Consider the following 19,881-nt stretch of genomic DNA (forward strand, 5'->3'; position numbering starts at 1 on the left):
TTGCGAAAGTGGCGTCGTCCGCCCGGGGGGCGGGGCCGGGGGCGTGTGCGCCGGCGGCGGAAACGCCCGAGGGCGGCACCCCCTGGGAGAAGGGGTGCCGCCCTCGGTCAAGGACGGTGATCAACCAGAGGTCGATCAGAAGTCCATGTCACCGCCCGGCATGCCGCCCGGAGCGCCGGCAGCGGCCTTCTCCGGCTTGTCGGCGATGACGGCCTCGGTGGTGAGGAACAGCGCCGCGATGGAGGCCGCGTTCTGCAGAGCGGAACGGGTCACCTTCGCGGGGTCGAGGATGCCCTCGGCGATCATGTCGACGTACTCGCCGGTCGCGGCGTTCAGGCCGTGGCCGATCGGAAGGTTGCGCACCTTCTCGACGACGACGCCGCCCTCGAGGCCACCGTTGACGGCGATCTGCTTCAGCGGGGCCTCCAGCGCCAGCTTCACCGCGGCGGCACCGGTCGCCTCGTCACCCTCGAGCTCCAGCTTCTCGAAGACCGAGGAGGCCTGCAGCAGGGCCACGCCACCACCGGCGACGATGCCCTCCTCGACGGCGGCCTTGGCGTTGCGCACCGCGTCCTCGATGCGGTGCTTGCGCTCCTTGAGCTCGACCTCGGTGGCGGCACCGGCCTTGATGACGGCCACGCCGCCGGCCAGCTTCGCCAGACGCTCCTGGAGCTTCTCGCGGTCGTAGTCCGAGTCGGAGTTCTCGATCTCGGCGCGGATCTGGTTGACGCGACCGGCAACCTGGTCGCTGTCACCGGCACCGTCGACGATCGTGGTCTCGTCCTTGGTGATGACGACCTTGCGGGCGCGGCCCAGCAGGTCCAGGCCGGCGTTCTCGAGCTTGAGGCCGACCTCCTCGGAGATGACCTGGCCACCGGTGAGGATGGCGATGTCGTTCAGCATGGCCTTGCGGCGGTCGCCGAAGCCCGGGGCCTTGACGGCGACGGACTTGAAGGTGCCGCGGATCTTGTTGACGACCAGGGTCGACAGGGCCTCGCCCTCGACGTCCTCGGCGATGATCAGCAGCGGCTTGCCGGACTGCATGACCTTCTCCAGCAGCGGAAGGAGGTCCTTCACGTTGCTGACCTTGGAGTTGACGATGAGGATGTACGGGTCGTCGAGCGACGCCTCCATACGCTCCATGTCGGTGGCGAAGTACGCCGAGATGTAGCCCTTGTCGAAGCGCATACCCTCGGTGAGCTCCAGCTCCAGACCGAAGGTCTGGGACTCCTCGACGGTGATGACGCCTTCCTTGCCGACCTTGTCCATGGCCTCGGCGATGAGCTCACCGATCTGGGTGTCGGCGGCGGAGATGGAGGCCGTGGAAGCGATCTGCTCCTTGGTCTCGACATCCTTCGCCTGCTCCAGCAGCGCGCCGGAGACGGCCTCGACGGCCTTCTCGATGCCGCGCTTCAGGGCCATCGGGTTCGCACCGGCGGCGACGTTGCGCAGACCCTCGCGGACGAGCGCCTGGGCGAGGACGGTCGCGGTGGTCGTACCGTCACCGGCGACGTCGTCCGTCTTCTTGGCGACTTCCTTGACCAGCTCGGCGCCGATCTTCTCGTACGGGTCCTCGAGCTCGATCTCCTTGGCGATGGAGACACCGTCGTTGGTGATCGTGGGGGCGCCCCACTTCTTCTCGAGGACGACGTTGCGACCCTTGGGGCCCAGGGTCACCTTGACGGCGTCGGCGAGCTGGTTCATGCCGCGCTCGAGGCCGCGCCGTGCCTCCTCGTCGAACGCGATGATCTTGGCCATGTGAAGTGGTCCTCCCGGACGGGGTGGAAACGCAAACGGACCGTGCTGGTGCCCGCGACGGACGGCCTGCGCGCCCAGTGGTTCCTTGCCCCACTCGGCCTGCGGACCTCACCGACCCGATCCAAGTTCTGTCACTCTCACCTTCAGAGTGCTAACGCCAATGATTAGCACTCGACCCTGGAGAGTGCAAGGCCGCTCCACGGGAGCGTCGCCGGGAGGATGGCGGTCGGGCGGCGGGAGGGCGCGAGCGGCGCCCGCGGATCGGCCCCCTCCGGGGGCCGTCCCGGGCATGCGCGAGGGGCCCGCATCCCTCCTCGGATACGGGCCCCTCGACGCTGCTGAAGTCGATGGTCGATCGAACGCGCGGCTCTCAGCCGGCGGCGAGCTTGACCATGTCCGCCTGCGGACCCTTCTGGCCCTGCGAGATCTCGAACTCGACCCGCTGACCTTCTTCAAGGGTGCGGTAGCCGTCCATCTGGATCGCGCTGTAGTGGACGAAAACATCCGCACCACCGTCGACCGCGATGAAGCCGTACCCCTTCTCCGCGTTGAACCACTTGACGGTGCCCTGAGCCATGCCTAACTCCCCTATTACTGGCCCTTGCACAGGACCGCACTTCGCGGACCCGGGTCAGACCTCACCCACTGACAGTTCCCCTATGCCCAGGGGGCATGGGGAGACCCCATGAGCGTGCGCCGGAACGCGTCGACCGCCGCTGAATGTATCTGCCCAACTGCCGTCTGCAACAGGTCAATCGGACGAGAATTCCGAGCACGAGTGAACGGAAAAGGTGGCCGAATTCGGCGGAACCCCGGGCAAGTCGGGCCGGGCAAAGCGCGCATATGGCGCAAAATGCAGGGGTACTTTGACTGCATCTTGTCGCGCCGGGCTGCATTTTCATATGCACGTGACATGGGCTGCGGCGGGGACTTCCCCAACTCTACCGCGCTCAACCATGCAGAATTGCCCCCTCCGCTTCTCTCGCGGAGGGGGCAATCGTGGTGACTCTGCGTGTCCGCAGGGGCTGCGGCGGGACGGTTCAGCAGCCGCCGGCCACGGCGGGAATGATCGAGACGCCCGCACCGTCCGGCGTGGCGGTACCCAGACCGTCCTCGAAGCGCACGTCGTCGTCGTTGACGTACACGTTCACGAACCGGCGCAGCTTGCCCTGGTCGTCCAGGACGCGGGCGGCGATGCCCGGGTGGTTCTTCTCCAGGGACTCGATGACCTCGGAGAGGGTCGAGCCCTCCGCCGGGACCTCGGCCCGACCGCCGGTGTAGGTGCGGAGGATGGTGGGGATGCGGACATTGACGCTCATGCGAGGCCAGCCTCTCGGAAAGAGTCCAGGTTGGGGCTGATGACCGCGGACATGCCCGTGGTGGGGGCCACCGCGTCAAGGGTCTTGAGGCCGTCACCGGTGTTGACGACGACCGTGGTGAGGGCGGGGTCGATGACGCCGGCCTCGATCAGCTTCTTCGCGACTCCGAGGGTCGTCCCGCCGGCGGTCTCCGTGAAGATGCCCTCCGTGCGCGCCAGCAGCTTGATCGCGTCCACGATCTGCTCGTCGGTCACGTCCTCGACGGCACCGCCGGTGCGGCGGCAGATGTCCAGGACGTACGGGCCGTCCGCCGGGTTGCCGATGGCGAGCGACTTGGCGATGGTGCTGGGCTTCTGCGGGCGCACCACCTCGTGCCCGGCCTTGAAGGCCACCGACACCGGCGAGCAGCCCTCGGCCTGGGCACCGAAGATCTTGTACGGCTTGTCCTCCACGAGGCCCAGCTTGATCAGCTCCTGCAGACCCTTGTCGATCTTGGTGAGCTGGGAGCCGGAAGCGATGGGGATGACGATCTGGTCGGGCAGCCGCCAGCCGAGCTGCTCGCAGATCTCGTACGCCAGCGTCTTGGAGCCCTCGGCGTAGTACGGCCGCAGGTTGACGTTGACGAATCCCCAGCCTTCGCCCAGCGGGTCGCCGATGAGTTCGGAGCAGAAGCGGTTCACGTCGTCGTAGTTGCCCTCGATGCCGACGAGCTCGCCGCCGTACACCGCGGCCATGACGACCTTGCCCTGCTCCAGGTCGTGCGGGATGAACACGCAGGAGCGGAAACCGGCCCGGGCGGCGGCGGCGCCGACCGCGCCGGCCAGGTTGCCGGTGGAGGAGCAGGACAGGGTGGTGAAGCCGAAGGCGCGGGCGGCCTCGATGGCCTGGGCGACGACACGGTCCTTGAAGGAGTGCGTCGGGTTGCCGGAGTCGTCCTTGACGAAGAGCTTGCCCGGCTCGACGCCCAGTTCACGGGCGAGGTTGTCGGCCTGGACGAGCTGGGTCCAGCCGGGGTTCAGGTTCGGCTTGTCGGCCACGTCGGCCGGGACGGGCAGCAGGGGCGCGTACCGCCAGATGTTGGCGGGGCCGGCCTCGATCCGCTTGCGCAGGGCCTCGGCGTCGCCGCTCGGCAGGTCGTAGGCGATCTCGAGCGGCCCGAAACACTCGGCACAGGCGAAAATGGGTCCCAGCGGGAAGCGCTCGCCGCATTCGCGGCAGGAGAGTGCGGACGCAGGCCCGAGGTCGACGGTCGTGGGGCTGTCGGTGGCAACAGTCTGTACAGCCATGGAGGCGAGGCCCTTTCTCCTCATCTTCCTCACGACGCATTTCGCCGCGAGACGGATTTGGCACCTTCCCTAGCCGGGGCCTCGCGTGCTGAGACGTGCGAGTGCCGACTGGAGGGTTGCCGGGGCTTCAACGGGCCGTGTCCCTCTGCCCCTCTGGATGAGCGGTATTCGATTGTTCGCGGCAGGACCCCCGACATGCGACGGTCATCCGCGTTGTTCAAGACTGTAACCGAACCCCCGGACGGTTGAGACGGTCGTCCGATCCGCGAGATGGAGATCACGTGCTGGAAGAGGTGGAGCGCTGGCTGGACCGGCGGTCCTGGTCCGTGGCGGACCGCCCGCTGGACCGGATCCTCGCCGCCAAGCAGGGCACCACGATCAGCGTGGTGCTCCCCGCGCTGAACGAGGAGGCGACGGTCGGTGACATCGTCGCGGTGATCCGGCGCGAGCTGATGTCACGGGCGGTGCCGCTCGTCGACGAGCTGGTGGTGATCGACTCGGGTTCGACGGACCGCACCGCCGAGGTCGCCGCCGCGGCCGGGGCGAGGGTGGTGGCGCGGGACGCGATCCTGCCGCGCATACCGGCCGTTCCGGGCAAGGGCGAGGTGCTCTGGCGGTCACTGATGGTGACCAGCGGTGACATCATCTGCTTCATCGACGCGGATCTGCGGGACTTCTCGGCCGATTTCGTCAGCGGCGTCGTGGGGCCGATGCTCACCGACCCGCCGGTGCAGTTCGTCAAGGCGATGTACGACCGGCCGCTGACGGTGTCCGGCGAGCCCGCCTCCGGCGGCACCGTCGCGGGTCAGGGAGGCCGGGTGACCGAGCTGGTGGCGCGTCCGCTGCTGAATCTGCACTGGCCGCAGCTGGCCGGGTTCGTCCAGCCGCTGGGCGGGGAGTACGCGGCGCGGCGCTCCCTGCTGGAGCGGCTGCCCTTCCCGGTCGGTTACGGAGTGGAGCTGGGGCTGCTGGTGGACGCGCTGCACACGGTGGGCCTGGACGCGCTGGCCCAGGTGGACGTGGGGGTGCGCAAGCACCGGCACCAGGACGACCGGGCGCTCGGGCGGATGGCGGCGGCGATCTACCGGACGGCACAGCTGCGGCTGTCGAGGGGGCACCTGGTGCGGCCGAGGCTCACCCAGTTCGACCGGGGCGAGGAGGGCTTCGTGCCGCGCACGCACCCGGTGGACACCGAGGAGCGGCCGCCGATGGCCGAAATCGCCGAGTACGCGCAGCGGCGCCGGGTGGCGTGAGCGGCCGTACGTTTGAGCGTTTCCGGTACGGGCTAGGTTCGGCTACATGGCTTCCGAGCAGGGTGCTTCCGAGCACGGTGAAAAGGCCCGGGTCCTCGTCGCCTCGAACCGCGGGCCGGTCAGCTATGTGCCGCACGCGGACGGCACGCTGGACGCCCGGCGGGGCGGTGGCGGACTGGTGTCCGGGCTGTCGGCGATCGGACCGGACGCGGGCGCGCTGTGGGTGTGCGCGGCGCTGACCGACGGCGACCGCGAGGCGGTGCGGCGCGGGGTCGGCGAACCCGGCGTGCTGATGCTCGACATCGACGCGCGCGTGCACGCGGACGCGTACAACGGAGTGGCGAACTCGGTGCTGTGGTTCGTCCACCACATGCTGTACCAGACGCCGCTGGAGCCGGTCTTCGGCTCGGAGTTCCGGCGGCAGTGGGCGGCGTACCGGATCTACAACCGGGCGTTCGCCGAGGCGCTGGCGGCCGAGGCCGCCGACGACGCCGTGGTGCTGGTGCAGGACTATCACCTGGCGCTCGTGCCGGGAATGCTGCGGGAGCTCCGCCCGGACCTGCGGATCGGGCACTTCTCGCACACCCCGTGGGCGCCGCCGGAATACTTCCGGATGCTGCCCGACGACATCGCGGAGGAATTGCTGCTGGGGATGCTCGGCGCGGACCGGCTCGGGTTCCTGACCCGGCGCTGGCTCATGGCGTTCCAGAACTGCTGCGCGGCCGTGCTCGCCCCCTACGACGGGCGGACGAGCTGGCCCAAGGACCAGGAGCCGGCGTTCGAGTACGCCCTGCCGGGCCGGCCGCGCAGGCGGACCCGGCTCGGGGTGCACGGCCTGGGCGCGGACGCCGACTTCCTGCGGGAGCGGTCGCGCCGCTCGGACGTGGAGGACCGGATGGCGGTGCTGCGGGAGCAGGTCGGCGACCGCAGGACGATCATCCGGGTGGACCGTACGGAGCTGTCGAAGAACATCGTGCGGGGCCTGCTGGCGTACGAGACGCTCCTGGAAGAGCGCCCGGAGTGGCGCGAGCGGGTGGTGCACATCGCGTTCGCCTACCCCTCCAGGCAGGACCTCCCGGTGTACCGGGACTACACCGCGGAGGTGTCGCGGGTCTCCGACGCCATCAACGCCCGGTTCGGTACGGAGGACTGGACGCCGGTCCTGCTGCATGTGAAGGACGACTTCGCCCGCTCCCTGGCCGCCTACCGGCTGGCCGACGTGGCACTGGTCAACCCGATCCGGGACGGCATGAACCTGGTCGCCAAGGAGGTTCCGGTCGTCTCCGACGAGGGCTGCGCGCTGGTCCTGTCGCGGGAGGCGGGGGCGTACGCGGAGCTGCACGAGGACGCGGTGACGGTGAACCCGTACGACGTGACGGGTACGGCGCGGGCGCTGCACGAGGCACTGTCCATGCCGCCCGCCGAACGCGCGGAACGCACCAAGCGCCTCGCGGCCGCGGCCACGGCCCTGCCGCCGGAGCGCTGGTTCCTGGACCAGCTGGCGGCCCTGCGGGACGTGTGAACCGCCCGGCCTGTGCGGCGCCCCGGAGGAGCCGAACCGAGCCCTAGAAGGCGGACGCCAGGGCAGCGAGGAAGGCGACGACGGCGGCCGGGCCGGGGAGCAGGAGGTCGGCGCGGTCGGAGAGTTCGGTGACTTCGGCGCTGCCGCTGCACACCAGGAGGCCGGGCCGGCCGTCGGAGCGGAGCTTTTCGACGGCCGCGAAGGCGGGGAGGTCGCCGAGGTCGTCGCCCGCGTAGAGGACGGACTCGGCGCCGGTGGCGCGCAGGTGCTCGCCGAGGGCCATGCCCTTGTCCATGCCGGGCGGGCGCAGTTCCAGGACCATCCGGCCCGGTTCGAGGACGAGGCCGTGCCGGGCGGCCAGGCCGGCGAGGGGCTCCTTGAGGGCCTCGAAGGCGGCCTGGGGGTCCTCGGCGCGGCGGGTGTGGACCGCCACCGCGCGGCCCTTCTCCTCGATCCACGTACCGCGCCAGGCGCCGACGCTCTCCAGGAAGCCGGGCAGCTCCGCGCGGACCGCCGCGACCCCGGGGTGCGGGGCGGCGGCCGTCACGGTGCCGGTGCGGGCGTCCCAGCGCTCGGCGCCGTAGTGCCCGAGGACCACGAGGTGTTCGAGGCCGGGCACCCCGGCGAAGCCGCCGTACCGTACGGCGACGCCGGCCGGGCGGCCGGTGACGACGGCGACCGAGGCGACGCGCGGTGCCAGCGCGGCGAGCGCGGGGACGGTGCCCTCGACGGCCCGGGCCTGCTCGGGGTCGTCGACGATCTCGGCGAGCGTGCCGTCGAAGTCGAGGGCGACGACGGCCTTCTCGGGGCGCGCGAGCAGTGCGGCGAGGCCCTCGCGGCCGGCGGCGGTGGCGGGACGCGGCAAGGAATCGGGGGTGCTGCCCATGCGGGGAACCCTATCCACGCACGGGTGTCCACACACCTGGTCGCGTCACACCCGGGCACACCTTTGGCACCTCGCGGACCTTCGCCGGGGCGTGTTTCGAAAGTCCCGTCCGGCCGGGGCCCGGCCCCGCCCCCCGGGCGGACGACGCCACATTCGAAACACGCCCTAGCGGCGCGCCTCGCGGGAGGCGCGCAGACGGCGGAGGCGGTTGACGGTGACGGGGTCGTGGGCCAGCGCCGCCTCGTCGTCGAGCAGGGCGTTGAGGAGCTGGTAGTAGCGGGTCGGGGAGAGGGCGAGCTGCTCCCTGATCGCGCGTTCCTTGGCGCCGGGGCCCGGCCAGGAGCGCCGTTCCACGGCGAGGACGGCGCGGTCCCGGTCGGTCAGCTCGCGCCCGGCGGCGGGCTCGGGGTCGGTGGCGGACTCGGGGTCAGTGGCGGACTCGGGGTCGGCGGTCATATCAGCAACATAATGCCGGGCCGGCCGGGGAGGGTCACTCCTCCTCGGCCTCCGCGGTCCGGGCGTCCCGCGCTATCTCCTCCAGGACGCTCTCGGGGCTGCCGTCGGGCTCGACCGCCCGGCCGATGTTCCGCTTGACGCTCTCGCTGACCCTGGCCCAGGACATCTCGCCGACCGGGTAGAGCTCCGAGGTGGGCAGGGCCTCCAGGAAGGCCTTGAGGTCCTTGTGCTTGGGGTCGTCCCGCATGGCGCTGGACGCGGTGACGGTCACCGGGAGGATGTCGTACAGGTCGGAGAACTGCAGCACGTTCTTGTCCTGGTACACGAAGTCCAGGAACTTGCCCGTCTCCTCACGGTGGCCGTTCTGCTTGAACGCCATCATCCAGTCGGCGACGCCCATGGCGGCCTTGGCCCTGCCGGTGGTGCCGGGCAGCGGCACCTTGCCGACCTTCACGCCCGCCTTCTCGGCCTTCTCCATCAGGGTCGGGTGGCCGTTGAGCATGCCGACCTCACCCTTGGCGAAGGCGTCGAAGGCCTGCTGGCGGTCGAGCTTGCCGGGGGCCACCGGGCCGGTCAGTCCCTCTCCGACCAGGTCCTCCTTGAGCCACTTGAAGGTGGCGACGTTCTCGGTGGAGTCGATCTCGTAGGACGTGTTGGTGGCGTCTCGGTAGCCGCCGCCACCGCTCAGCAGCCACATCATGGTCTCGGCCTGGGACTCCTCGGAGCCGAGGGGCAGTGCGAAGGGGTACTTCACCCCGTCTGCCTTGAGAGCCTTGGCGGCCTTCTGGATGTCGTCCCAGTTCTGCGGCGGCTTCACGCCCGCCTTGTCGAACAGCTCCTCGTTGTAGAAGAGGAGCCGGGTGCTGGCGGCGAACGGCATGCCGTACTGCACCCGCTTGACCTCGCCGGCCTCGCTCAGCAGCGGCAGGAAGTTGGCCTGGGTGGGCACCGACAGCAGGTCGTCGACCTTGTAGAGCTTGTCGGCGTCGGCGAAGTCGGCGTACGCGCCGATCTGCGCGAGGTCGGGCGCCTCGTCCCGCTTCACCATCTCGGCGACCTCGCGGTCGACGTCCTTCCAGGACAGGACCTGGACGTCGACCTTGATGCCGGGGTGGGTGGACTCGAACTCACGGGCAAGGCCGTCCCAGTACTTCTGGGACGAGTTGGCCTCGCTGTTGCCGTAGTCCGCCGCGACCAGTTTCAGGGTCACGTCCCCGGACTCGCCGGTCGATCCGCAGCCGGCCAGCGGAGCGGCCATGCTCAGTGCGGCCACCGCCGCGATCAATGACTTGTAGCGGCGCTGCACAGCTGTTTCCCACCCTTTGCTCTTCGTTGAGCTGCGATTCTCCCTCATGGCGAGCCATGAGGTCTACACCACTCTGGGTATCGCTCCGACCACGTGTCTGCTAGACCGGCAGGGACCTGTACGCGTACGACGCCGTAGGAGCCGCCTCGCATGTCCCGTACCGCAGCAGAGATAGCCACTCAGCCGAGCAGCTGGCGTCGCGCCGCCGAGGCGGCGGCGTCCTTCGAGGGCATGCCCCGGCCGGGCGAGCGGGTCGCCGTCACCGGGTGCGGCACGTCGTGGTTCATGGCGATCGCGTACGCCGCGCTGCGCGAGGCGGCGGGACAGGGCGAGACCGACGCGTTCCCCTCGTCGGAGTTCCCGTCGGGCCGTTCGTACGACCGGGTCGTCGCGATCACCCGATCGGGTACGACGACCGAGGTGCTGGCCCTGCTGGGCGCGGTGCGCGGCAGGGTGCCGACGCTGGCGCTGACGGCGGACCCGAAGACGCCGGTCATGAAGGCGGCGGACGCGGTGGCGGTGCTGGACTGGGCGGACGAGGAGTCGGTCGTCCAGACCCGGTTCGCGACGACGGCCCTGGCGTTCCTGCGGGCGGGTCTGGGCGATCTCTCGGCGCTCGGGGTCAAGCCGGTCACGCAGGCGGCCGTGGACGCCGAACTCGCCGTGACCGAACCGCTGCCCGAGGCGGTGACGGCCGCCGAGCAGTGGACGTTCCTGGGCCGCGGCTGGACCTACGGGCTGGCGCTGGAGGCCGGGCTGAAGATGAGGGAGGCGGCGGGCGCGTGGACGGAGGCGTACCCCGCGATGGAGTACCGGCACGGGCCGATCGCGATCACCGGTCCGGGCCGGGTCGCCTGGGTCTTCGGCCCGCTGCCGGAGGGGCTCGCGGCGGACGTGGCCCGGGTCGGCGGCACCCTGCACGCGCACGCCACGGCGGACCCCATGGCGGACCTGGTCCGCGCGCAGCGGCTCGCGGTCGCGCTCGCGGAGGCCGCGGGCCACGACCCGGACCGGCCGCGGAACCTCACCAGGAGCGTCATCCTTTCCCCCTGATCACCGCTGGCCCGGGATTTGTATGGCTTCACAACAATCCCGGAAGTGGACTAGACCTTTCATGGGTGCACCAGCCACACTGTCTCCCGTGAGACACGTCATCGCCCTGGATGTGGGCGGCACCGGGATGAAAGCCGCCCTGGTCGGAGCGGACGGCACCCTGTTGCACGAGGCGCGCCGCGCGACCGGACGGGAGCGCGGCCCGGACGCCGTCGTGGAGTCGATCCTCGACTTCGCGGCCGAGCTGCGCGCCCACGGCCGGGAGCGGTACGGCGAGAACGCGGCGGCCGCCGGCGTCGCCGTGCCCGGGATCGTCGACGCCGCGGCGGGCGTCGCCGTGTACGCCTCCAACCTGGGCTGGCGCGACGTGCCGATGCGGGCCCTCCTCAGCGAGCGGCTGGCCGGCGTGCCCGTGGCGCTCGGGCACGACGTGCGCACCGGCGGGCTCGCCGAGGGGCGGGCCGGCGCCGGGAAGGACTCCTCGCGCTTCCTGTTCGTGGCGCTCGGCACCGGAATCGCCGGAGCCATCGGCATCGCCGGCGGTATCGAGGCCGGTGCCCACGGGTACGCGGGGGAGATAGGGCACATCGTGGTCCGCCCCGGCGGGCCCGCCTGCGGCTGCGGACAGCGCGGCTGCCTGGAGACCCTCGCCTCCGCGGCCGCGGTGAGCCGGGCGTGGGCCGCGGCGAGCGGCGACCCGGACGCGGACGCGGCGGACTGCGCCGAGGCCGTCGCGTCGGGCGACCCCGCCGCCGTGCAGGTGTGGCAGGAGGCCGTCGACGCGCTCGCCGACGGGCTGGTCACCGCGATCACCCTGCTGGACCCCCGCACGCTCATCATCGGTGGCGGCCTCGCCGAGGCGGGGGAAACGTTGTTCACACCCCTCAGGGCCGCGGTCGGGGAACGGGTGACGTTCCAGAGACTGCCCGCCATCGTGCCGGCGGCCCTCGGGGACACCGCCGGATGCCTGGGCGCGGGCCTCCTCGCATGGGACCTACTCACCAATTCGGAGGTAACCGCCTGATGGCCGATCACAAGGTTCTCGCCGGCGCCCACGTGGTGCTGCCGACCGGGATCGTGGACAGCGGGCGGGTGATCGTCGAGCACGGGAAGATCGCCGGCGTGGGTCCGGCCGACGCGCCGGCGGCTCCGGGCGGCGCCCCGGCCCTGGACCTGTCCGGGCACTGGGTCGTGCCGGGCTTCGTCGACATGCACAACCACGGCGGCGGCGGCGCCTCCTTCACCTCCGGCACGATCGACGAGGTCCTGCACGGCGTCCACACCCACCGGCTGCACGGCACCACCACGGTCGTCGCCTCCACCGTCACCGGCGACATGCACTTCCTGGCGCAGCGGGCGGGCGAACTGTCGGAACTGGCCGAGCAGGGCGACATCGCCGGCATCCACTTCGAGGGGCCCTTCATCTCGCCGTGCCGCAAGGGCGCCCACAGCGAGGAACTGCTGCGGGACCCCGACCCCGCCGAGGTGCGCAAGCTGATCGACGCCGCGCGCGGCCGGGCCAAGATGGTCACCCTCGCCACCGAACTGCCCGGCGGCATCGACTCCGTACGGCTGCTCGCCGAACACGGGGTGATCGCCGCGATCGGACACACCGACGCCACCTACGAGCAGACCGTCGAGGCCATCGACGCGGGCGCGACCGTGGCGACGCACCTCTACAACGCGATGCCCGCGCTCGGACACCGCGCGCCCGGCCCGATCGCCGCGCTGCTGGAGGACGAGCGGATCACCGTCGAGCTGATCAACGACGGCACGCATCTGCACCCCGCCGCGCTGGAGCTGGCCTTCCACCGGGCGGGCGCCGACCGGGTCGCGTTCATCACGGACGCGATGGACGCGGCCGGCTTCGGCGACGGCGTCTACCACCTCGGACCGCTGGAGGTGGAGGTGCGCGACGGCGTCGCCCGGCTGGTCGAGGGCGGTTCGATCGCGGGCTCCACGCTCACCCTGGACACCGCCTTCCGGCGGGCGGCGACCATCGACCGGCTGCCCGTCGAGGCCATCGTGCGGGCGCTGTCCGCCAACCCGGCGAAACTGCTCGGGCTGTACGACAAGGTCGGCTCCCTGGAGGCCGGGAAGAACGCCGACCTGGTCGTCCTGGACAGCGAATTCACCCTCAAGGGTGTGATGAGGCAGGGCGAATGGGTGATTGAGCCTCAACAGGGCTGAGTGTTCCACTCATTCCTGCATGCTGTTCGGCCGCGTTCGGCCCTCGGGGCTGGGCCAACCGCCTTCCGTTTGGCATGATCAGGGCCCGGAAGCAGGCTGGTCACGTCTCGGGGGTGCGCAGGGTGATCTTGACGGTCACGCTCAACACCGCGCTCGACATCACCTATCGGGTGCCCTCGCTGACCCCGCACGCCTCGCACCGCGTCACCGACGTCGCCGAACGCCCGGGCGGCAAGGGCCTGAACGTGTCACGGGTCCTGGCCGCGCTCGGCCACGAGACGGTGGTCACGGGCTTCGCCGGCGGCCCCACCGGCGACGTCCTGCGCACCCTGCTCGCCCCGCTGCCCGTGCGCGACGCGCTCGTCCCGATCGACGGCACCACTCGCCGCACGATCGCGGTCGTCGACGACACGACCGGCGACACCACCCAGATCAACGAACCCGGCCCCACCGTGTCCCCGGCCGAGTGGTCGGCGCTGCTCACGACGTACCGCTCACTGCTCGCCGACGCCGACGCGGTCGCCCTGTGCGGCAGCCTGCCCCCCGGCATCCACGTCGGCGCGTACGCGGACCTGATCCGCCTCGCCCGCGGCGCGGGCGTGCCCGTACTGCTGGACACCAGCGGCGAACCACTGCGCCGGGGCATCGCGGCCCGCCCGGATCTGGCCAAACCCAACGCCGACGAGCTGGCCAGGCTGACCGGTGCCCGCGAGCCGCTGCGCGCCACCCGCGACGCCCGGCGGCGCGGCGCCCACTCCGTCGTCGCCTCGCTCGGCGCGGACGGGCTCCTCGCCGTCACCCCCGAAGGCACCTGGCACGCTGCCCCGCCCACCGCGGTGAAGGGCAACCCGACCGGCGCGGGCGACTCGGCCGTGGCCGGCCTCCTGGACGGACTCGTCACGGAGCTGCCCTGGCCGGACCGCCTCACGCGCGCGGTGGCCCTCTCCGCTGCCACCGTCCGGGCGACCGCGGCGGGCGAGTTCGACCTGACGACCTACCAGGAGCTGCTGCCCCGGGTGACAGTGACGGAGCACGCCACGGCCGCTTGATCGGAGGTACCACGGATGCCCCTCGTCCCCACCGGCGAGCTGATCCATCGGGCCAGGTCCGCCGAGGGCGCCGTCGCCGCGTTCAACGTCATCACGCTGGAGCACGCCAAGGCCATCGCCGCCGGCGCCGAGCGGGCCGGGGCTCCCGCCATCCTCCAGATCTCCGAGAACGCCGTGAAGTTCCACGGCGGGGACCTCTCCGCGATCGCGGCCGCCACCTCGGCCGTCGCCCGCGCCTCCACCGTCCCCCTCGCCCTCCACCTCGACCACGTCGTCTCCACCGACCTGCTGCGCGCGGCGCACACCGAAGGCTTCAGCTCGGTCATGTTCGACGCGTCGAAGCTGCCCTACGGCGACAACGTCAAGGCGACCGCGGACGCCGTCCGCTGGGGGCACAAGCGGGGCATGTGGGTCGAAGCCGAGCTCGGCGAGGTCGGCGGAAAGAACGGGGAGCCCCCGCCGGACGCCCACACCCCGGGCGTCCGCACCGACCCGGCGGAGGCCGCGGCCTACGTCGAGGACACCGGCGTCGACGCGCTCGCCGTCGCGGTCGGCTCCACCCACGCCATGACCGAGCGCACCGCGACCCTGGACCACGCCCTGATCACCGCCCTGCGCGACGCGGTCGGCGTTCCCCTGGTCCTGCACGGCTCCTCGGGCGTCCCGGACCACGAACTGCGTGCCGCGGTCACCGCCGGCATGACCAAAATCAACATCGGTACGGCCCTGAACACGGCCTACACAGCCGCGATCCGCGGCTTCCTGGCCGACGACGTCACGACGGTCGACCCCCGGAAATACCTCGTCCCGGCTCGCGAGGCGATGACCGGGACGGTGGCACGGTTCCTGACGGTGGTGGGCGGCGCGCACCCCTAGGGCGCTTCTTTCACGTGCCCTAGTCGCTGGTGTGCTGGCCCTTCTTCAGCCACACCTGGTCCAGGTACGCCTCGCACTGGTCACCGGGCTCGCACGACATCTTCATCGTGTTCTTGCCCTTCTTGAGCTCGGCGTAGGAGTACGTGTAGGTCCAGCCCTTCTCCCAGTCGCCTTCCTTGGCGTGGGCGAAGTTCTTCATCCGGATCTCGCGGGACTGCCCGCCGTTGACGGAGAGCGACGCCTTCCCGTCCTTGCCCGGCACGGTGTACTGGATGAACAGCGTGTACTGGCCGTCCTCCGGGACGTCGACCGTCCAGCTGGCGGAGCCACCGACACCGTTGAACATCACATAGGCGCCGTTGATGCCCTGGGCGCCCTTGATCTGCGTGCCCAGCGCCGCCGGGCCGCCCAGCTGGAGCGTCGCCGCGTCCTGCTTCGGCAACTCGCCCGGCTCCGGGGAGGGGTTGTCCGAGGGCTTCTGGGAGGGGGACTCCTGGACCTGGGACGCCGGGGCCGAGGGCTGCGGCTGGGCGCCGTTCTTGTCGCCCTCGCCGTTGTTCGTGAGCAACGCCACGGTGATACCCGTCACCACGACCGCCACGACGGCGATCGCGCCGATCAGCAGACCCTTGGTGTTCGGGCCGCCGCCGCGTCCGCCGCGCTGCGGCGTGACGGGCACCGGGCGGGTGGCCTGGGCTCCGCCCGGCAAGGTCTCGGGGGCCGCGTACTGCGGGTTCGGCTGGGCGTACTGCTGCTGCGGGACCTGGCCGTACTGGCGCTCGCCGACGGCCCTGACCTGGTTGTACGACGTCCTGGGCACACCCGGCTGGGCGGCCGGACCCGGGTAGCCGTAGCCGCCCTGGCGCGGCGGCTGAGCCCCTGACGCCTGCCCGTCCGCGTACAGGTAGCCGAACGGATCGTCGTCCTCGGGCGTGCTCGCGCCGTTGTTACCGGCAGCCATCCCTGGTCACTCCTCATCCCTGCTCGTCAGTCGTCACCGACCCGGCGAGCCTACCCCGAACGGACCAGCCGACCGGGCGGGCAGGGTCAACCGGCCCGGCGGTGCACCTTGGCGCGGGACCGCTTCTCGATGTACATACGCTGGTCAGCGGAGTTCAGCACTTCCTCGACGGTCATGCCGCACTCGGCCCATCCGATGCCGAAACTCGCCCCGACGCGGACGGCGCGCCCGTCCACCCGGATGGGCGGGATGATCGCGTTGCGCAGACGGACCGCCAGGTCGGCGGCGTCGGCGGCGCCCAGGCCGTCGGCGAGGACCACGAACTCGTCACCGCCGAGCCGGGCCACCGTGTCCCCGTCGCGGACCCCCGCCGTCAGCCGGCGGGCCACCTCGATGAGAACCGCGTCACCCGTGTGGTGACCGAACCGGTCGTTGATCGACTTGAAGCCGTCCAGGTCGCAGAAGAGGACCGCCAGCCCCTTCGTACCGTCGTCCACGTCACTCGACGGCGCGACGGCGTGCACATGGTGGTCGTAGGCCCCGCTGGCCGCGACCACGAAGTCGAAGCCGTCCGTGCGGTAGGCGTGCTCGCCGCGGCCGTCGTCGTAGCTGTACTCGGCGCGGTCCGGTTCATGGCCGCCCCCGGTGGCGGAGCGGGCCGCGTGGGGGCGGCGGCACAGCCTGGAGCTGAGCCGGGCCCGCAGCTCGGCGCTGTTGGGCAGGCCCGTCAGCGCGTCGTGCGAGGCACGGTGGGCCAGCTGCAGCTCGTGCCGCTTGCGCTCCTCGATGTCCTCGACGTGCGTGAGCAGGAAACGCGGCCCGTCGGCGGTGTCGGCCACCACCGAGTTCCGCAGGGACACCCACACATAGGAGCCGTCCCGGCGGCCGAGGCGCAGCTCGGCACGGCCGCCCTCGGCCGAGGTGCGCAGCAGGGTGCCGATGTCCTCGGGGTGGACCAGGTCCGCGAAGGAGTACCGCCGCATCACGGACGCGGGGCGGCCGAGCAGCCGGCACAGCGCGTCGTTGGCACGCAGCAGCCGCCCGTGCTGGTCTCCGCCCATCTCGGCGATCGCCATGCCCGACGGCGCGTACTCGAAGGCCTGGCGGAACGACTCTTCACTGGCCCGGAGGGCCTGCTGCTCGCGCTCCAGACGGACCAGGGCGCGCTGCATGTTTGCTCGCAGCCGGGCGTTGCTGATCGCAATCGCGGCCTGCGAGGCGTACATCTGGAGCGCCTCCTGGCCCCAGGGACCGGGACGGCGGCCGTTGCGCGGCCGGTCGACGGAGATGACCCCCAGGAGCTCACGGCCGCTCCCCGAGGCGTACATCGGGGCGTAGAGCCGGTCCCTGGGGTGCCACTCGTCCTCGAAGCGGGGCTCGGGCCCGTCGGTGTGCCACTGGGGCACGTCGTCCTCGATGAGGACCCAGCCCTCGGTGTGCGGGATGAATCGCAGCTCGCCCCACGCCTCACCCATGCTCAGGCGGCGCTCCCAGGAGGCGCGGGAGCCGACACGGCCGGTGATCAGGGCTTCCGCTGCGGGACTGCCCGCGAAGGCGGCGACGACCAGGTCACCGTCGGGGCGCACGAGATTGACGCAGGCCAGCTCGTACCCGAGGCCCTGTGTGACACCGTCCGCGACGGTCTGCAGGGTGTCGGCCAGGCTCCGGGCCGTGTTGAGGTTGGCGACGACCTGATGCAGCTGCCGCAGGGTCGCAAGACGGACGTACGGCTCCGACTCGGTCTCCATTGCTCGCTCTCCCCGAGACCTCGACAGCAACTCCAGGGTTCTCATCGGCGCTCGTGTTGCACTGTCATCGGCCACTGAATCACAGCGAGCTGTGCCCCAGGTACACAGGGTCAACAATTAAGGCGCTCTGTGACTCAAGTCACAGCAGATGATGTCGGGTCGCACGCATTACGGATGCTTTGCCGATCGCAAATCGACGGTCCATGGTCCTAGGACCCGGCTGGTCCCCTGGTCCGATGCGGGCGGCCGGAGGCCGCGGCTAGCGTTCCGGGTGTGTTGCCGACGACGCGGTCTCCCGCCCCCGCCCCTGCCGTCCCTCATCCTGAGGGGGTGAGCAACGACGACTTCCGTGCCGCCATGTCCCGGCTGGCCGCCGGAGTGGTGCTGGTGACCGCGCAGGAGCCGCCGCTGAGCGCGGACGGCCCGGGCGGCGAGGACGTGGGAATGACGGCCACCGCGTTCATGTCGGTGTCTCTGGAACCGCCGCTCGTGATGGTGAGCCTGCGCAACGGCTCACGGATGGACGACCTGCTGGAGGAGCAGCCGCGGTGGGGCGTCTCGATCCTCGCCGAGAACCAGCGGCACATCGCGGGCCGGTTCGCCATGAAGGGCCGGATCAGCGACCGGCTGCTCTTCGCGGACATCGCCTGCACCCGGGGCGAGGTGAGCGGCGCCCTGCTGGTGAGCGACGCGCTGACGGTCCTGGAGTGCAGGACGGAGGAGCGCGTGGTGGCGGGCGACCACACGCTGGTGATCGGCCGGGTCCTGAACGTCGGCTTCCCCGGCGGCGCCGACGGCCCGCTGCTGTACTTCCGCGGCAGGTACCGCCACCTGAGCTGAGCCCCCGGCCCGGTACGGGCCGGCCGCGGGAGACCCCCGTCCCCCCGCCACCGGCCCACGGCCCCCACCAGGGGCGGCGCCCCCGGCCGCCCACAGGCGCACCACCCACCACACCGCCACCACCGAGCCACCGGCCCAGGGCGACCCGGGCGCGGGGTGGCCCTACCAGTCGCGGCCGGAGCGGCCGCGCTTCGTCTCCGCGCGCTGCTTCTTCTGGCGCAGGCGGCGCTCGTTGATGCCGCGGGGGATCTTCGTGGGGCGGCGCGGCTTCGGCGGCGGGGCCGTCGCCTCGGCGAGCAGGGCCGCGAGCCGTACCGCCGCCGTCTCGCGGTTGCGCCACTGCGAGCGGTGCTCCGACGCACGCACCGTCAGCACCCCACCGACGAGCCGGGACGCGAGGCGCTCCAGCGCCCGCTCCTTCCAGACCCGCGGCAGCGATTCCGTGCGCGCCAGGTCGAAGCGGAGCTCCACCTGCGAGTCACTGGTGTTGACGTGCTGCCCGCCCGGCCCGGAGGATCGCGAGAAACGCCACATGAGCTCGGCCTCCGGAAGGACGACCGAACCGCGGATGGGATAGGGACCGGACATGGCTCCCATGGTCCCGCCCCGGCGGGGTCGCGTCATCCGCTTTTCCGGACCGCGTGTGGAACCAGCCAGTGGCGCACTGCGTTATGTGCAGTGACGCCACGACGTACGAACCGTAAGAACAACGAAGGGGACTTCCCATGGCTGTAAGCCTGTCCAAGGGCGGCAATGTCTCGCTGACCAAGGAGGCACCGGGCCTGACCGCCGTCACCGTGGGCCTCGGCTGGGACGTCCGTACCACCACCGGCACCGACTTCGACCTGGACGCCTCCGCGATCGGCGTCGACGGCGCGGGCAAGGTCGCGTCCGACGCGCACTTCGTCTTCTTCAACAACAAGTCCACGCCGGACCAGACCATCGTCCACACCGGCGACAACCGCACCGGTGAGGGCGGCGGCGACGACGAGCAGATCAACGTCAACCTGGCGGGCCTCCCGGCCAACGTCGAGAAGATCGTCTTCCCGGTCTCGATCTACGACGCGGTCAGCCGCACGCAGAACTTCGGCCAGGTCCGCAACGCCTACATCCGCATCATCAACCAGGCCGGCGGCGCGGAGATCGCCCGCTACGACCTGAGCGAGGACGCGGCCACCGAGACCGCCATGGTCTTCGGCGAGCTGTACCGCCACGGCGCGGAGTGGAAGTTCCGCGCGGTCGGCCAGGGGTACGCCTCGGGCCTGGAGGGCATCGCCCGCGACTTCGGCGTCAACATCTGACGGACGGCACGCGTTCCGACGGGCCCCGGCGACGGACTCCGCGCCGGGGCCCGTCGCGTACCGCGGTTGTCCGGCGG

Annotated in this window: 19 protein-coding genes and 1 riboswitch; of the genes, 9 read left to right on the forward strand and 10 right to left on the reverse strand. The window is 71.3% G+C overall.

The genetic code is table 11. The features are described from left to right. Window positions 1-135: 135 nt before the first annotated feature. The 4 genes from groL to thrC all read right to left on the reverse strand — a co-directional run bounded on the left by groL (window position 136) and on the right by thrC (window position 4,387). The gene (groL, locus tag ACY34K_RS17520) at window positions 136-1,758 is read right to left on the reverse strand and encodes a chaperonin GroEL (RefSeq protein ID WP_462747989.1); all 1,623 of its coding nucleotides are present in this window, start codon (window positions 1,756-1,758) and stop codon (window positions 136-138) included. 370 nt (window positions 1,759-2,128) lie between these two features. Further along, on the reverse strand, window positions 2,129-2,335 hold the full coding sequence (locus ACY34K_RS17525) for a cold-shock protein (protein ID WP_008743607.1): 207 nt from the start codon (window positions 2,333-2,335) through the stop codon (window positions 2,129-2,131). 463 nt (window positions 2,336-2,798) lie between these two features. Continuing rightward, window positions 2,799-3,077: a MoaD/ThiS family protein gene (locus ACY34K_RS17530; protein ID WP_462747990.1), complete on the reverse strand. Its 279-nt coding sequence runs from the start codon at window positions 3,075-3,077 to the stop codon at window positions 2,799-2,801. Next, window positions 3,074-4,387: a threonine synthase gene (thrC, locus tag ACY34K_RS17535; RefSeq protein WP_462747992.1), complete on the reverse strand. Its 1,314-nt coding sequence runs from the start codon at window positions 4,385-4,387 to the stop codon at window positions 3,074-3,076. Before thrC ends, ACY34K_RS17530 begins: the two co-directional genes overlap by 4 nt. Continuing rightward, window positions 4,381-4,527: riboswitch (SAM riboswitch) on the reverse strand. (Overlaps the previous gene by 7 nt.) A gap of 117 nt (window positions 4,528-4,644) precedes the next feature. On the opposite strand from thrC, the gene ACY34K_RS17540 reads away from it, so the two are divergent. After that, window positions 4,645-5,616, forward strand: coding sequence for a glucosyl-3-phosphoglycerate synthase (locus ACY34K_RS17540; RefSeq protein ID WP_462747994.1), 972 nt, complete (start codon window positions 4,645-4,647; stop codon window positions 5,614-5,616). Between the two features lie 46 nt (window positions 5,617-5,662). Further along, window positions 5,663-7,138: an alpha,alpha-trehalose-phosphate synthase (UDP-forming) gene (locus ACY34K_RS17545; protein WP_462747996.1), complete on the forward strand. Its 1,476-nt coding sequence runs from the start codon at window positions 5,663-5,665 to the stop codon at window positions 7,136-7,138. 43 nt (window positions 7,139-7,181) lie between these two features. Here the strand turns inward: ACY34K_RS17545 and otsB are convergent, their stop codons facing one another. The 3 genes from otsB to ACY34K_RS17560 all read right to left on the reverse strand — a co-directional run bounded on the left by otsB (window position 7,182) and on the right by ACY34K_RS17560 (window position 9,786). After that, on the reverse strand, window positions 7,182-8,024 hold the full coding sequence (gene otsB / locus ACY34K_RS17550) for a trehalose-phosphatase (RefSeq protein ID WP_462747999.1): 843 nt from the start codon (window positions 8,022-8,024) through the stop codon (window positions 7,182-7,184). 165 nt (window positions 8,025-8,189) lie between these two features. Continuing rightward, entirely contained in the window at window positions 8,190-8,480 is a 291-nt protein-coding gene (locus ACY34K_RS17555) for a DUF3263 domain-containing protein (RefSeq protein WP_462748001.1), read from the reverse strand. A gap of 34 nt (window positions 8,481-8,514) precedes the next feature. After that, the gene (locus ACY34K_RS17560; protein WP_462748003.1) at window positions 8,515-9,786 is read right to left on the reverse strand and encodes an extracellular solute-binding protein; all 1,272 of its coding nucleotides are present in this window, start codon (window positions 9,784-9,786) and stop codon (window positions 8,515-8,517) included. A gap of 150 nt (window positions 9,787-9,936) precedes the next feature. On the opposite strand from ACY34K_RS17560, the gene ACY34K_RS17565 reads away from it, so the two are divergent. The 5 genes from ACY34K_RS17565 to ACY34K_RS17585 all read left to right on the forward strand — a co-directional run bounded on the left by ACY34K_RS17565 (window position 9,937) and on the right by ACY34K_RS17585 (window position 14,954). Further along, window positions 9,937-10,839, forward strand: a complete 903-nt coding sequence (locus ACY34K_RS17565) for an SIS domain-containing protein (protein WP_462748005.1) — start codon at window positions 9,937-9,939, stop codon at window positions 10,837-10,839. 88 nt (window positions 10,840-10,927) lie between these two features. After that, a complete protein-coding gene (locus ACY34K_RS17570; RefSeq protein WP_462748006.1) occupies window positions 10,928-11,863 on the forward strand; it encodes an ROK family protein in 936 nt (311 codons plus the stop codon). Then, the gene (gene nagA, locus ACY34K_RS17575) at window positions 11,863-13,029 is read left to right on the forward strand and encodes an N-acetylglucosamine-6-phosphate deacetylase (protein WP_462748008.1); all 1,167 of its coding nucleotides are present in this window, start codon (window positions 11,863-11,865) and stop codon (window positions 13,027-13,029) included. Before ACY34K_RS17570 ends, nagA begins: the two co-directional genes overlap by 1 nt. A gap of 122 nt (window positions 13,030-13,151) precedes the next feature. Beyond that, entirely contained in the window at window positions 13,152-14,078 is a 927-nt protein-coding gene (locus tag ACY34K_RS17580) for a 1-phosphofructokinase family hexose kinase (RefSeq protein WP_462748011.1), read from the forward strand. 15 nt (window positions 14,079-14,093) lie between these two features. After that, window positions 14,094-14,954: a class II fructose-bisphosphate aldolase gene (locus tag ACY34K_RS17585; RefSeq protein WP_462748013.1), complete on the forward strand. Its 861-nt coding sequence runs from the start codon at window positions 14,094-14,096 to the stop codon at window positions 14,952-14,954. Between the two features lie 19 nt (window positions 14,955-14,973). Here ACY34K_RS17585 and ACY34K_RS17590 read toward each other — a convergent pair whose 3' ends face one another. After that, window positions 14,974-15,915: a carbohydrate-binding protein gene (locus ACY34K_RS17590; protein ID WP_462748017.1), complete on the reverse strand. Its 942-nt coding sequence runs from the start codon at window positions 15,913-15,915 to the stop codon at window positions 14,974-14,976. 86 nt (window positions 15,916-16,001) lie between these two features. Beyond that, window positions 16,002-17,663, reverse strand: coding sequence for a diguanylate cyclase CdgB (cdgB, locus tag ACY34K_RS17595; RefSeq protein WP_462748018.1), 1,662 nt, complete (start codon window positions 17,661-17,663; stop codon window positions 16,002-16,004). 330 nt (window positions 17,664-17,993) lie between these two features. Here cdgB and ACY34K_RS17600 point away from each other — a divergent pair, with 330 nt between their 5' ends. Then, window positions 17,994-18,503, forward strand: a complete 510-nt coding sequence (locus tag ACY34K_RS17600) for a flavin reductase family protein (RefSeq protein WP_462748020.1) — start codon at window positions 17,994-17,996, stop codon at window positions 18,501-18,503. A gap of 162 nt (window positions 18,504-18,665) precedes the next feature. Here the strand turns inward: ACY34K_RS17600 and arfB are convergent, their stop codons facing one another. Beyond that, window positions 18,666-19,100 (reverse strand): alternative ribosome rescue aminoacyl-tRNA hydrolase ArfB, encoded by a 435-nt coding sequence (arfB, locus tag ACY34K_RS17605; RefSeq protein ID WP_462748286.1) that lies wholly within the window; start codon window positions 19,098-19,100, stop codon window positions 18,666-18,668. Between the two features lie 128 nt (window positions 19,101-19,228). On the opposite strand from arfB, the gene ACY34K_RS17610 reads away from it, so the two are divergent. Further along, window positions 19,229-19,804, forward strand: coding sequence for a TerD family protein (locus tag ACY34K_RS17610; RefSeq protein WP_462748022.1), 576 nt, complete (start codon window positions 19,229-19,231; stop codon window positions 19,802-19,804). Window positions 19,805-19,881 lie beyond the last annotated feature (77 nt).

This window comes from Streptomyces sp. STAM6, assembly GCF_054963715.1.